This is a genomic window from Bacillus sp. EB106-08-02-XG196 (genome assembly GCF_013396335.1).
Lineage (GTDB): Bacteria > Bacillota > Bacilli > Bacillales > Cytobacillaceae > Neobacillus.
This window is the reverse complement of sequence record NZ_JABWSY010000005.1, coordinates 79,951-93,504: the sequence shown is the minus strand read 5'-3', so window position 1 is coordinate 93,504 and position 13,554 is coordinate 79,951. Positions and strand designations below refer to the sequence as shown.

At 40.7% G+C, this 13,554-nt stretch carries 12 protein-coding genes and 1 pseudogene; all 13 read right to left on the bottom strand.

Going from position 1 to position 13,554, the window contains the following annotated elements; all coding sequences use genetic code 11:
- Positions 1-75 precede the first annotated feature (75 nt).
- The 13 genes and pseudogenes from MLOOGBEN_RS09245 to MLOOGBEN_RS09185 all read right to left on the bottom strand — a co-directional run bounded on the left by MLOOGBEN_RS09245 (position 76) and on the right by MLOOGBEN_RS09185 (position 13,508).
- Entirely contained in the window at positions 76-783 is a 708-nt protein-coding gene (locus MLOOGBEN_RS09245; protein WP_179157974.1) for an ABC transporter ATP-binding protein, read from the bottom strand.
- The gene (locus MLOOGBEN_RS09240; RefSeq protein ID WP_464869457.1) at positions 783-1,544 is read right to left on the bottom strand and encodes an ABC transporter ATP-binding protein; all 762 of its coding nucleotides are present in this window, start codon (positions 1,542-1,544) and stop codon (positions 783-785) included. Before MLOOGBEN_RS09240 ends, MLOOGBEN_RS09245 begins: the two co-directional genes overlap by 1 nt.
- Positions 1,537-2,512, bottom strand: a pseudogene (locus MLOOGBEN_RS09235) (branched-chain amino acid ABC transporter permease). The gene MLOOGBEN_RS09240 and the pseudogene MLOOGBEN_RS09235 overlap by 8 nt, the downstream one beginning before the upstream one ends.
- A 14-nt stretch (positions 2,513-2,526) precedes the next feature.
- Complete coding sequence (locus MLOOGBEN_RS09230) at positions 2,527-3,405, bottom strand: branched-chain amino acid ABC transporter permease (RefSeq protein WP_179157971.1); 879 nt, start codon at positions 3,403-3,405, stop codon at positions 2,527-2,529.
- Positions 3,406-3,536: 131 nt separating this feature from the next.
- Positions 3,537-4,715 (bottom strand): ABC transporter substrate-binding protein, encoded by a 1,179-nt coding sequence (locus MLOOGBEN_RS09225; RefSeq protein ID WP_179157970.1) that lies wholly within the window; start codon positions 4,713-4,715, stop codon positions 3,537-3,539.
- Positions 4,716-5,010: 295 nt separating this feature from the next.
- Positions 5,011-6,210 carry an MFS transporter gene (locus tag MLOOGBEN_RS09220; RefSeq protein WP_306430735.1) on the bottom strand — a complete coding sequence of 400 codons (1,200 nt, stop codon included), beginning with the start codon at positions 6,208-6,210 and terminating at the stop codon, positions 5,011-5,013.
- A 48-nt stretch (positions 6,211-6,258) separates the two neighbouring features.
- Positions 6,259-8,124: an ABC transporter ATP-binding protein gene (locus MLOOGBEN_RS09215; RefSeq protein WP_179157969.1), complete on the bottom strand. Its 1,866-nt coding sequence runs from the start codon at positions 8,122-8,124 to the stop codon at positions 6,259-6,261.
- Positions 8,125-9,855: an ABC transporter ATP-binding protein gene (locus MLOOGBEN_RS09210; protein ID WP_179157968.1), complete on the bottom strand. Its 1,731-nt coding sequence runs from the start codon at positions 9,853-9,855 to the stop codon at positions 8,125-8,127.
- A gap of 96 nt (positions 9,856-9,951) precedes the next feature.
- Complete coding sequence (locus MLOOGBEN_RS09205) at positions 9,952-10,296, bottom strand: ASCH domain-containing protein (protein ID WP_179157967.1); 345 nt, start codon at positions 10,294-10,296, stop codon at positions 9,952-9,954.
- A gap of 69 nt (positions 10,297-10,365) precedes the next feature.
- Positions 10,366-11,163 carry an ABC transporter permease subunit gene (locus MLOOGBEN_RS09200; RefSeq protein ID WP_179157966.1) on the bottom strand — a complete coding sequence of 266 codons (798 nt, stop codon included), beginning with the start codon at positions 11,161-11,163 and terminating at the stop codon, positions 10,366-10,368.
- A 20-nt stretch (positions 11,164-11,183) separates the two neighbouring features.
- Entirely contained in the window at positions 11,184-11,981 is a 798-nt protein-coding gene (locus tag MLOOGBEN_RS09195; protein WP_179157965.1) for an ABC transporter permease subunit, read from the bottom strand.
- Between the two features lie 6 nt (positions 11,982-11,987).
- Positions 11,988-12,872 (bottom strand): ABC transporter ATP-binding protein, encoded by an 885-nt coding sequence (locus tag MLOOGBEN_RS09190; protein ID WP_179157964.1) that lies wholly within the window; start codon positions 12,870-12,872, stop codon positions 11,988-11,990.
- 12 nt (positions 12,873-12,884) lie between these two features.
- A complete protein-coding gene (locus tag MLOOGBEN_RS09185) occupies positions 12,885-13,508 on the bottom strand; it encodes a TetR/AcrR family transcriptional regulator (protein WP_179157963.1) in 624 nt (207 codons plus the stop codon).
- Positions 13,509-13,554: the final 46 nt, after the last annotated feature.

Genomic DNA, 13,554 nt, shown 5'->3' with positions numbered 1-13,554 from the left:
TCTGCTATCCGAGAGTGTTTTCCATAATCCGCAAAAAGACGTGTGAATTTAAACTCACACGCCTTTTTCCTTCTATTAATGGCCGCCCAGGTAGGCCATTCGTATTTGGTCGCTTTGGTTTAACTCCTCAGAAGAGCCTGAGATCACGATTTTTCCGGTCTCGATTACATAGGCGCGGTCAGCGATGGATAACGCCATGTTTGCATTTTGCTCAACCAACAGAATCGTAGTGCCTGACTGATTGATTTCTTCGATAATCCGAAAAATCGTCTTAACTAAAAGTGGTGCCAGCCCCATGGAGGGTTCGTCCAATAGTAAGAGCTTCGGCCGAGCCATCAAGGCTCTGCCCATTGCCAGCATTTGCTGCTCACCGCCTGATAACGTACCAGACAGCTGCTTACGCCGTTCGAGAAGACGAGGGAAAAGGTTATAAACCTTTTCAAAGTCCTCCTTAATCCCTTGCTTATCCTTCCGTAAATAAGCTCCTAATTCAAGATTCTCTTCTACAGACATGTTGGCAAACACACGACGACCTTCAGGAACATGGGAAAGTCCTTGTTTCACGATGGACTGAGCTACCTTACCTGAAATGGATTGACCTTCAAACAAGATATTTCCGTTCTTTGGTTTAAGTAACCCGGAAATCGTTTTTAACAGCGTACTTTTCCCCGCGCCATTCGCTCCAATTAAGGTAACGATTTCCCCTTCATTAATATCAAGAGAAACGCCCTTTAAGGCATGAATATTACCATAGTACACGTTGATATCCTCAATTTTCAGCATTACGAAACCTCCTCCCCAAGATACGCTTCGATGACTTTTGGATTATTTCTGATTTGTTCAGGAGTCCCATCTGCAATAAGCTGACCGTGGTCTAGTACATAAATTCGCTCACATACACCCATTACAAGGAGCATGTCATGCTCAATTAAAAGGATTGTTAAATCAAACCTTTTACGAATTAACGCAATTAAATTCATTAATTCTTCTGTTTCCTGTGGATTCATACCCGCTGCAGGTTCGTCCAGCAGCAAAAGCTTGGGATTGGCCGCGAGCGCTCTCGCAATCTCTAGACGGCGCTGCTGACCGTACGGGAGATTCTTTGCCGTCTCATGCATGACATTATCTAAATTAAAAATCTTCAAAAATTCAATTGCCTTTTCTTCCATATACTTTTCTTCTGAAAAGTGCTTAGGGAGGCGGAAGATTGAACTCATGATCGAATGCTTTGCCAATGAGTGGTAAGCCACCTTAACATTATCAAGCACAGACAATTCACTAAACAACCGAATGTTTTGAAAGGTTCTGCTTATTCCTTTTTTGGTAATCTTATAGGGTGCTAAACCATTTAATTTATCTCCGTCTAATTCAATACTGCCTTCTGTAGGTACATATACCCCAGTTAACAGGTTGAAAAAGGTCGTTTTTCCGGCACCATTTGGTCCAATCAACCCTACTAATTCGCCTTGCTTCAATTCGAGATTCACATCTGAAACAGCCTTTAATCCGCCAAAACGGATACCTGCATTATTTACTTTAAGCAACGGGGTGTTTACTTTCATGAGTTGACTCCTCCTTTTGCAGACTTGCCAAACTTAAAGAATGAGGTCAATTCTCTTGTTCCCATAATTCCCTGTGGACGGTAAAGCATCATCAGTACCAATACTAAGCTATAAATAATCATTCGTAATTCAGGAAAGCTTTGCAAGTATGTCGAAACGATTGTTAGGAGAATCGCAGCCAGTACCGCACCAGACATACTTCCTAACCCGCCAAGAACCACAAAGATTAAGATATCAAACGATTTTAAGAAACCGAAGTTTGTCGGCTGGATAATGAAAAAGTTATGTGCATATAAAGCACCTGCGACACCAGCAAAAAAGGCTCCGATGGCAAACGCGACCACCTTATAGTAAGTTGTGTTAATCCCCATGGCGTCCGCTGCAATTTCATTTTCTCTGACAGAAATACAGGCTCGTCCATGAGTTGAATTGGTAAAGTTTCTGATGACAAGAAGTGTTAGAAGGATACTTCCAAATAGCCATGGCCAAGTCGTAAGCTGGGTAACGGTCATCCCGCTTGCTCCGCCAACATATTCAATATTTAAAAAGACAATCCGGACAATTTCACCAAACCCAAGTGTGGCAATCGCTAGATAATCTCCTTTTAGCCGAAGTGTAGGAATTCCAATAATTAAGCCTGCAATCGCAGCTGCTACTCCTCCCGCTAATAGACCAAGAGAGAAGGGAAGTTCTAATTTCATTGTAATAATGGCAGAGGCATATGCACCCACAGCCAGGAAGCCTGCATGTCCAATCGAAAACTGTCCAGTAATTCCAATAATCAAATGTAAGCTGGCAGCAAGAATAATATTAATCCCAATAAAGTATAGCGTGTTCACATAGAAAAAGTTAATTATTTCTCCGGTAATTAAAAATTGCATCACAACACCAAAAACAATGGCTAAAACGATTGATGACCAAAAACCTTTCGCACCTTTGAGTATATTCATCGCTATAGCCCCCCTTACACTTTTTCCCGTACATTTTTACCGAATAAACCGGCTGGACGGAAAATCAAAATTAAGATCAATACGACAAATGCCACACCATCTCGCCAAAGTGAGAAGCCTGCTGCACTTACCAGTGACTCGATGACACCTAATAACAAACCGCCAACCATTGCACCTGGAATAATTCCAATACCGCCTAATACGGCTGCAACGAAGGCTTTCAGGCCAGGGATAATTCCCATTAATGGTTCAATTTTTGTATAATACATTCCGAAAGCAACACCAGCTGCACCCGCTAACGCTGACCCAATGGCGAATGTTGCGGAAATCGTATTGTTAACGTTAATTCCCATCAATCTTGCCGCATCCATATCATGGGAAACAGCACGCATGGCTTTTCCAATCTTTGTTTTATGAACGATAAATTGTAATAAGATCATTAATACTACAGAGGTACCTAAAATTAGCAGCGACTGACTGCTTACCGTTACACCTAGGAAATCTAAGCTTGTTGCCGGGATTAAGTCACCAGGATATGCTTCAGGCTGGGCACCGCGGACATAAATGACTCCATATTCAATTAACAATGATACCCCAATTGCCGTAATAAGAGCCGCAATCCTCGTGGCATTACGCAAAGGTTTGTAGGCAATTCTTTCAATAAGAACCCCTAGGATGGCACAAACGGCCATGGAAATAAGCAGGGAAGGGAAGAATCCCAAGTCTAGTATCGTAATAGAGTAAAAGCCGATAAAGGCACCGACCATGAAGACGTCTCCATGGGCAAAGTTAATTAATTTTACAATTCCGTAAACCATCGTGTAACCAAGGGCAATCAAGGCATAAATACTGCCTAACGACACCCCGTTGACCAGCTGTTGTAAAAATTCCATGTCTAAGTCTCCTCCTAAAATAAGGAAAATATCATCTAAATAAGGAAAAGGGAGGCACTATCGCTCCCTATTCTTTTTGTTCACTATTTTATTTGTCTAGCTCCAGCGCTTAAGCGCTTCCACTTTTCTTTTTATTCAGGATCAACTTTAGTATTAAATTCTTGCTTTCCGCCTTTATATTCAAGGATTACGGCAGATTTAATTGGATCGTGGTTTTTATCCAGCTTCATCGTTCCAGAAACTAACTGCAGACCATCTGTTTCTTCAAGTGCTTTTTGAATCTTTTCAGGGTCAGCACTTCCAGCACGCTTAATCGCATCTGCAAGGAAGTATAGTGAGTCATAGCCTAATGCATTAAAGGCATCAGGAGATTTACCATCATATTTTGCTTCAAATGCTTTAACGAAATCTTGTACTTTTGGATCAGAGTCACCAGAAGAATAGTGGTTCGTGATGAACGTATTGTTTAATGGATCAGCGCCAGCGATTTCTACTAGTTTAGGAGAATCCCAGCCATCTCCGCCCATAAATGGAGCTTCAATACCAAGGGCACGAGCTTGTTTAATAATTAAGCCGACTTCCTCATAATATCCAGGAAGGAAAATAAAATCAGGATTTGAAGATTTAATGTTGGTTAAGATTGCATTGAAATCTGTATCCTTCGCAACATAAGCTTCTTCTTTCACAATTTTTCCGCCATTTGCTTCAAATGCTTCTGTGAATGCCGCTGCAAGTCCTTTTGCGTAGTCACTTGAGCTATCGATAATAATCGCTGCATTTTTCACCTTAAGATCTTTCGAAGCAAAGTTTGCTGCAACAGTTCCTTGGAAAGGGTCGATGAAGCAAGTACGGAATACGAAGTCACTTAGGACACCGTCTTTATTCGTAATGGTTGGATTTGTTCCAGTTGGTGTTAGCAAAGGAATCTTATTTTTCTGAGCAATTTGTACTTGTGCTAATGTGTTTGTACTTGTTGCCGCACCGATAATGGCTGATACCTTATCTTGGCTGATTAACTTAGTTGTACCGCTTGTTGCTTCCGCGGCATCAGATTTATTATCAAAGGTTACAAGCTCTAGCTTCTTCCCGTCAATGCCTTCTTTATTGATTTCTTCTAATGCTAATTTGATACCTTCTTCAATCGACTGACCATAAGAAGCCACTCCGCCTGAAAGTTCAAGGTTAGCACCAATTTTAATTATTTCGCTGTCTTTTTCACCGCTTGTACTGGAAGAACCCGCACAGCCTGCTAACACACCCGCCGCCATCATGAACGACATAAAAATACCTGCAAGTTTTTTCTTTCTCACTGTCTATACCCCCTAAATTTGAATAAAATTCCCCTTTTTACTCGATGTTTACCCAAAAAGATGTTTAAAAAAAGATAATATTCTGAAAACATTGTACAAAATAAATTCCTATTCGTCTAGTAGTAAAATGCGTTATTTTAATATAATTCTGAAAAATAAATATTTTAATTATCTCCAACTATCATCCTAGGAATAAAAAGGCTTTCAAAAGCTTTCACCCTTTAAAGGGATAAAATGACGCTGTGTTAAAAAATAAAAGAGAGACTCCCATTTGGAAATCTCCCTCAACGAAACATTATACTAATACTTTATTTTTCGTTTCTTTTCCTAAAAAAATAACGGCTAAGGCAGCAATGAAAACCGATATACAAAAGATTGTAAAGATGGTGGAGATGGATGTATTTTGTGCCACTAAATAACCAACCAATAACGGTCCAAGCACTCCGCCTAACCGGCCAAAAGCCGCTGCCGATCCTGAACCCGTTCCACGGATAATCGTCGGATATTGTTCCGGCGTATAGGCATATAATCCTCCCCATGCCCCAAGGTTAAAGAAGGATAAAAGAATGCCCGAGGTGATTAACAGGGCCGTTGACTCTGCATTTCCAAATAGAAAAGCACTGATCGCCGTTCCGATTAGATAGACAGCCAAGACAAATTTCCGGCCAAATTTTTCAATCGCCCATGCTGCTGTAAAATAACCCGGTAATTGGGCAAGGGTCATAATTAAAACATATCCAAAGCTTTTGATTAGACTAAAACCTTTCAATACCATCACACTTGGAAGCCATAGAAACATTCCATAGTAGGAGAAAACCACGCAAAACCACACAATCCAAAGCATGGCAGTACGGCGGCGGTACTCATTCGTCCATAGATTCGCAAGACTTTGAAACGGAGAAATCTTTTCTTTTTTCTTAATCGCTTCAAATCTCGGTGAGTCCGGTAAGCCGACTCGTAAATATAAGGCATATAGTGCAGGCGTCGCACTAATTAACAACGCCGTCGACCAGCCAAACCTCGGAATAATAAAATAAGAAATGACTGCAGCAATCAGCCAGCCAGCTGCCCAAAAGCTTTCGAGCAACACGACAATTCGTCCTCGTTTTTCGGCAGGAACACTTTCAGAAACAAGTGTCGAGGCAACGGGAAGCTCACCGCCAAGACCCATCCCAATAAAAAATCTTAATATAAGAAAAACGGCAATCGATGTGGCAAAGGCTGAAATTCCACTGCCAATTGAAAATAATAATAATGTAATGATAAAAACATTTTTCCGGCCGACTCGGTCTGCCATTAATCCGAAAATTAATGCTCCTACAGCCATCCCGATCGATTGGACACTTCCAATCCAGCCCATTTGTTCGGCCGATAAATCCCATTCTACTTTCAATGCTGCAATAATGAAGGAAAGCATACCGACATCCATTGCATCAAACATCCAGCCTGTTCCGGAAACCCAGAGTAATTTCCGGTTAGAAACTTCCTTCTTCATAAACAGCCCCCTTTAAGACTACATTATTCCCTAATGCAGGATCTTTCATTAATCTACCGCAATTTCTACATTTTTAAATTGATTAAAGAACATATGATGATATTTCCCTTGCTGGTTCATGAGTTCGCCGTGATTTCCCTTTTCTAGGATTTGACCATTTTCAATCACCATAATGCTATCCGCATCACGAATCGTGTTTAACCGATGCGCGATAATAAAACTAGTCCGTCCCTCCATTAAAGTTAACAGTGCCTCTTGAATATGAAGCTCTGTACGGGTATCAATACTGCTTGTTGCCTCGTCTAGTATCAGGACTGCAGGCTTTGCAAGAATAACCCTGGCAATGGCAATCAATTGGCGCTGCCCTTGACTTAAGTTTCCGCCATTTTCTGAAAGGGATGTTTCATACTGGTTGGGCAAACGTCTTATAAAAGAATCTGCATTGGCCATTTTCGCAGCCATGATAACCTCCTCATCACTTGCCGAAGGCTTACCGTACTTAATATTCTCCTTAATACTACCTGAAAACAGATAGGTATCCTGCAGAACAAATCCAAAACAGCTTCGCAGGCTATCCCGTGTATAGTCTCTAATATCATGACCATCTAACAAAATTCTGCCCTCTGTGACGTCATAAAAACGTGTCAATAAATTAACAATCGTCGTTTTCCCCGCGCCAGTAGGGCCGACTAATGCCGTGCTGCTCCCAACATCACTTTCAAAACTAACATTTTTTAAAATTGGTACATCCCCGCGATAGCCGAAGCTGACATTATCAAACACAACATGCCCCTTTGGCTTGTCTAACACAATGGCATCCTTTCTATCATCAGGCTCCTCTTGCTCATCGAGAATTTCAAAAACCCGCTCCGCACCGGCTACACCGGACTGCAGCATGTTAAAAATTTGGGCAAGATCGTTAAGCGGCCGGACAAACTGCCTCGAATAGGTAATAAAACTCGCAATCGCACCGATGGTAATCATGCCCTTTACAGCAAGAAATCCTCCCGTTACGGCCACAATCGCAAAGCCTAAATTATTAATCACGTTCATGATGGGCATCAGAAAGCCGGACCAAATTTGCGCCTTAAGGCCAACCTCACGCAGTTTTTGATTGACCTCTTCAAATTCAGAAATAACCTTCTCCTCATGATTAAATGCTTTAACAACCTCAATACCTGAAATCGTTTCTTCAATTTGTCCATTTAACTTCCCAAGCTGAATTTGCTGTTCTTTAAAGTAAACACTTGTTCTTTTGGCAATACTCTTGGTTAAAAGAAAGACAAGGGGAACGGTCAGTAAACTCGCTGCCGTCAAAATCGGACTAAGGATCAGCATCATAATAAACGAACCCACAATCACAATGACCCCTGACATCAGCTGTGTCGTCGATTGCGAGATGGTACTGCTGACATTATCGATATCATTTGAAAGTCTGCTCATTAATTCTCCATGTGTCCGCTTGTCAAAAAAGGAGACTGGGAGATTTTGAAGCTTTTTAAACAATGCATCCCGCAGCCTTTTTACGATCCTTTGTGAGACACCAGCCATCAACCAGCCCTGCATAAACGTTAACACACCATCTAAAATATAGGCAGTGATCAGGATCATGACCATCACTTCTAGAAAATTAAAGTCTACTTTGTTTTCAAGGCTTATCGCATCCACCGCTTTTCCGATTAAAAACGGAGAGAGCAATGATAGTGCTGAGCTGAATAGAATGAGTAAAAACACAATACTAAGCATTTTTCTCTCATTTCCAAAATAATGCCATAACCTCTTTATTGTCTCTTTAAAGTTCTTCGGTTTTACAATGGGGGCACCCCGGCGATTGCCGCCTCCAAAACCGCCGGGTCTTCCCGGGATGGAGAGGGGAGGTGGTGTGTTACTGGATTGATTTGCTGCCTTCGACATTTAGAGTGCCACCTCCTTGCCCACCTGTGATTGATAGATTTCCTGGTAAACCTTGCAGTTTCGTACTAATTCTTCATGTTTTCCTATGCCGACCATTTCACCATGATCCATGACAACAATTTTATCAGCATCTATAATGGAGGTAATCCGCTGGGCAATAAGGATACACGTCAGCCCTTTTGCATATTTTTTTAATCCAGCCTTAATTCCTGCCTCCGTGGTAACGTCAACTGCACTGGTGCTATCATCTAATATTAAAATTTTCGGGTTTTTAATTAATGCCCTCGCGATCGAGATTCGCTGCTTTTGACCCCCTGAAAAGTTTACACCGCCTTGGCCTATCCTGGTTTGATACCCTTCTTTCGAGGAGGAGATAAAATCATGTGCACCAGCAATCTCTGCCGCCTTTTCAATTTCTTCCATTGAGGCATCTTCTTTTCCCCATTTGATGTTTTCCTCCACACTCCCGGTAAAAAGAATGTTTTTTTGCGGAACAAAAGCAATCTTTTCTCTTAGTCTTTTTGGGTCCACAAGGTGGATATCCTCACCATCTACTTTGATACTGCCAGCACTCACATCATAAAAACGGGGAATTAATCCGACAAGGGTGCTTTTACCAGAGCCGGTCGAACCAATGATTCCGACTGTTTCTCCCGGCAGGATGGTCAGGTTAATATCTTTTAGCACAGGTTCACCGCTTGTCCCTTCATATGAAAATGTTACATGATCAAATTCAATTTTTCCTTGTTCAACAGCGGCTTCACCCGCTTCATCTTTCCAAGTTAGATCATCTTCCTGGACAAATACCTCGCTAATCCTTACAGCAGAGGTTTTCGCACGGACAAACATATTAAATACCATCGAAATCATCATCAGTGAAAACAGAATTTGGGTCATGTAGTTAATAAATGCGATGATATGACCTACTTGAACATTGCCATTTGTCACACCGAAGCCGCCAATCCAGAGGACAGCGACAATTCCAAGGTTAACACTCAGCATAATCGCCGGGCTGAACACAGCCATCAGCCTCGTTGCAGCAATCGATTGCTTTTTAAAATCATCATTCGTTTTCTCGAATTTGTTTACCTCGACATCGAAACGATTGAACGCTTTGACCACACGTACCCCGGACAAATATTCACGCATCACGCCATTCACCCGGTCAAGTGCCTTTTGTACTTTGGAAAACATAGGGAATCCAAGTCTTAGATTTAAAATGATAAAGATAGCCACAATCGGGACAACGACAATTAATACGACCGATAAATGGATATTTAACCGGGTTGCCATGATTAAGCCCCCGATCGCTAATAACGGAGATTTAACAAAAATTCGCATTAAGCCATTCGCAAAAACCTGCACCTGAGTGACATCATTGGTCAGCCTTGTGATTAACGATGCGCGTTCAAATCGATCAATATTTTTGAAGGACAGCGTTTGAATCTTTTTATATAGATCCGACCTTAACTCAGCCCCAAAGCTTTGTGAGACATTGCTGGCAATGATACTTCTAGTCGAAGCCGCAATCGCACCAAAAAGCGTAATCAAAAGCATTAATCCGCCCATTTTAAGTACATAATCTAAATCTCTGCCTGCGACACCGACATCGATAATTTTTGCCATGATGGTTGGCATCATCAAATCACTAACCGCTTCAAAGGTTAAAAATAATACTGCTAAGCTAAAAGACTTCCAATACTTCTTTATGTATTTTGCTAAAAACCCCATGAATTTTTCACCCCGACACCCATATGGAAATCTTTTGAATACAGATATTATAACAAAAAAAAGTATGAGTCCTATGAAAAGAACTCATACTTTTACTTAATCTTCTAGAGGGCGAAACTCATGAACCCAAACGCGCATATGCGGAAGCCATGGCATTCCTGGGTGATAAGCAAGAATCGATTGCTTATATTCTTCAACCGTCGAGAAACCCTCACTGCGAGCGTCATCATCTGTCAGTTCACCTAAGCTTTGTGAGTAAACTCGTTCTACGACAAATTTACGTCCTTCTAATGTCATGACTTCGCCTGGATCTGCATATCTTCCATTTCGTCTTGTTGCTGTCTTCTTACCGGAAAGCACCAATTTAACATCACTTTCCATTGTAACTAAACGTTCAACTGAGCATGATTTTGGCGGTAGTGTAGTGTTTTCATTTTGCATATCCTATTCCTCCTATTTCCAATTCGACTCCCCTATTTTACACTATCACCATATTATTAAAAAGCATACTCACACATTCAAATCTCTTTTTTTAAAAAATAAGAATGTCACCGCCGTAAGGACCGCAATTAGAATACCTGATAACAGTACAAAGATGAACTCAAACCCACCGCCGAACATTACATTTTTCGCTTCAAAGTATTTAAACGGAGTGAGGTATTTTAAGCCTTCTATCTTTTCATTCAAGTCAATCGCAACCGAGATGACATACGTAAGCAAAAGAACGCCGGTTGCTAAAGAAGCTGCACTTTTTGACTTCTTTTTAACAGCTGCAAGGGAACTGCCGATTACCATAAATAGGAGTTGTAAAATGAACATACCAGCCATTGTGATCGCAATATCCTTGGTAACCACTTCACCATTGCTGTATTTCCCCACCAATCCTACTGAAGAAACAAAGGTAACCAAATTCAAGATTAGGATATTTAAGAAAGCTGCCAGCAATTTTGCTGTAATAACCCGATTTCTTGATACGGGTTTAACAAATAGAAACTCCGAGGTTTTGTCGCGTTCTTCTTTAGCAATTATCGTTGCCCCGAGCATCGCAGCATGAATGGTTGCCATTAAGAGCAAATAAATGAACAGCAACCCGTAATAACCGGTTGCGGTCGAAATATCAAAATCCCCTATACCTAGTACGGCAAGCATAGATTTTGGCATTCCCGCCAGCATTTCATTCATGTGCTGGCCAGAAGAAGCTAGACTCTCATATTTAACCATCCCTGATGCAACCATAAGGAAAATGCCAATACTCCAAAAAACAAGCGATTTTCTATATGACTTCATTTCTTTTAAAAATATATTCATTTTAGCATCACCCCTCCTTGTTAAACCGAGTGAATATCCTTTTTGGCATAAATCATAAAGCTAGCCCCAATCGCTGCAATAATAACCACTGCTCCGGTGATTAAAAAGGGAATCTCATAACCAGAGCTCTCAATGATATAAGCAGTATCAAAATATTTAAACGGAGAAAGATATCGTTTCACTTCATCACCAGAGGTAGCACTGAACATTCCTAAAAAGTAAAAGGCAAAAACGGTTGCGAGCGAAATCGTCAACACAGATTTTATCTTAGAAACAATCACAGAAATAATGATTCCGATTGCTAGAAAAATCAACTGTACGAAAAAGACTGTCAATGAAAGGAGGATAAAAATACTGACACTAAAATCCTCCGTTTTTACCTGAAAGGCAATGAGTGTCGTCGCGGCTAAGTAGACAATATTGGTTAGTATAATTGAAATTAGTGCTGCCAATAATTTGTTACTCAATACAGCTGTACGTGTAACAGGCTTCGTTAGCAGGAAGTCAGCTGTTTTTTCGCGGACCTCCTTACTGACTATACTCGTTCCTAGATTCATAGCCTGAATCGCTCCGCAAAGCGTCACAAAGGAAAGCCCATAACAGTAGAATCCAAGAATCGAAAAGAAATTATCGAGATTAATCCCGAATGCTTCTCTCAGTGCCGCCGGATATCCTTCAAGCAGCTTTGTAAACTCCTCCGTATCCTTTGTAAAAGAAGGGAAAAATGACATGAACAGCGCTACAATAGCAACTAATGATATCGTCCAAATAATCGTAGACTTTCGATAAGCCCTCAATTCATGCAACAAAATGTTCATCGTCTTTTATGCCTCCTTTTCGTAATAGTGCATAAAAATCTCTTCAAGGTCCGGCTCTTCAATCCATAGATTACTAATTTCAACGTCCGCTATTTTCCTCATGACTTCGTTAATATTCCCTTTAAATAGGAAGCTGGTAAGGTTGGCCTTGACCTCTAATTTATTCACACCTGCTAGGTTGAAGTAATTTGGATCCAGGATTGATTTTGTTTCTACTTTGAACTTTTTATACGTGTTTTCTTTCAAGGTACTTATCTTTTCAACAGTAACAATCTTGCCTTCTTTAATAATTGCCACACGATTACATAGCCGCTGAACCTCGGTTAAAATATGAGAGGAAAACAGAATCGTCGCGCCCTTCCTATTCTCTTCCTCAAGCAATTCAAAGAATTTCTGCTGCATGAGCGGGTCTAGTCCGCTAGTAGGTTCATCGAGAATAATCAGTTTCGGCTCATGTAGCAGCCCCTGAACAATCCCGACCTTCTTTTTATTTCCCAGTGAAAGGTCATCAATTTTTTTCGTGAGATCTAAATCCATAATCTCAGCCAACTCTTTTATTCTCTTACTGCAATCCTTTTTATAAAAACTAGCTGAATAGTTTAATAGATCCTTGACCTTCATATTGTCGTAATAGAAAACTTCTGATGGTAAATAGCCAATTTCCTTTTTGATTTCTGGAGCAAATTGGACAGAATCCTTTCCAAAAATAGCCGCACTGCCGCTGGTAGGGTAAATGAGGGAGAGGAGAGTCCGAATCGTGGTCGATTTCCCTGCACCATTCGGACCGATAAAGCCAAAAATCTCACCCTCCTCGACAGAAAAGCTAATATCGCTGATTCCTCTTGCTTTGCCGTAAGTCTTTGTTAGATTCTTAATCTCAATCACATTCATCATCACTGCCCCCTATTTATAAAAGCATTTAATGAAAATCTCAAAATACTCTTCTGCTTCCAGAAAGACCTTTTCATAATCAATCTTGTGACCAGGGACCATCTTGGCCTTGAGGAGCTCGTCATCACTCATTTTTTCAAACGTCCATGAAATAATCTTTAGGATTTTCTGGACATCAACGTCATCCCTGAATTTAGAGAGGTCGATCCCATCATAAATAATTCCAATATTAACAGCGTTAAGTTCCTGTTTCTTTTTATCAAACTCTTCTTTTATTTCTGGGGAATCCTGCATAAAAGCCTCTTGGATAAACGTTATAATATCTGGATATTGCGTTTGCAAATCCATTTTTATCAGCACTGCCTGGCGAATTCTCTTAAAAAAATCTCTCTCTGTTAAATCGACCTTTTTATAAAACTCATCAGCAACCAGGTTGTAGCAATAATCAAACAGGAAGAAAAACAACTGCTTTTTGTTCTTAAAATAATGAAAGAGAAGTCCCTTTGAAATGCCAGCCTCTTTAACCATTTCATTTGTCGAGGCGTTATCATACCCCTTTTGGGCAAATTCCTTAATTGCTGCGTTAATGATACGGTCCTGTTTTTCAGAATCCAGGTTAAAAAACTTCGAAAACAAACTGGCAGCCCCCTTTCCATTTATCGTTGACCACTTCAGTCAACCT

Coding starts and splice junctions, on each gene's coding strand:
- MLOOGBEN_RS09245 (WP_179157974.1), bottom strand. CDS start 783: ATGCTGAAAATTGAGGATATCAACGTGTACTATGGTAATATTCATGCC.
- MLOOGBEN_RS09230 (WP_179157971.1), bottom strand. CDS start 3,405: ATGGAATTTTTACAACAGCTGGTCAACGGGGTGTCGTTAGGCAGTATT.
- MLOOGBEN_RS09220 (WP_306430735.1), bottom strand. CDS start 6,210: ATGAAGAAGGAAGTTTCTAACCGGAAATTACTCTGGGTTTCCGGAACA.
- MLOOGBEN_RS09215 (WP_179157969.1), bottom strand. CDS start 8,124: ATGTCGAAGGCAGCAAATCAATCCAGTAACACACCACCTCCCCTCTCC.
- MLOOGBEN_RS09210 (WP_179157968.1), bottom strand. CDS start 9,855: ATGGGGTTTTTAGCAAAATACATAAAGAAGTATTGGAAGTCTTTTAGC.
- MLOOGBEN_RS09205 (WP_179157967.1), bottom strand. CDS start 10,296: ATGCAAAATGAAAACACTACACTACCGCCAAAATCATGCTCAGTTGAA.
- MLOOGBEN_RS09200 (WP_179157966.1), bottom strand. CDS start 11,163: ATGAATATATTTTTAAAAGAAATGAAGTCATATAGAAAATCGCTTGTT.
- MLOOGBEN_RS09195 (WP_179157965.1), bottom strand. CDS start 11,981: ATGAACATTTTGTTGCATGAATTGAGGGCTTATCGAAAGTCTACGATT.
- MLOOGBEN_RS09190 (WP_179157964.1), bottom strand. CDS start 12,872: ATGAATGTGATTGAGATTAAGAATCTAACAAAGACTTACGGCAAAGCA.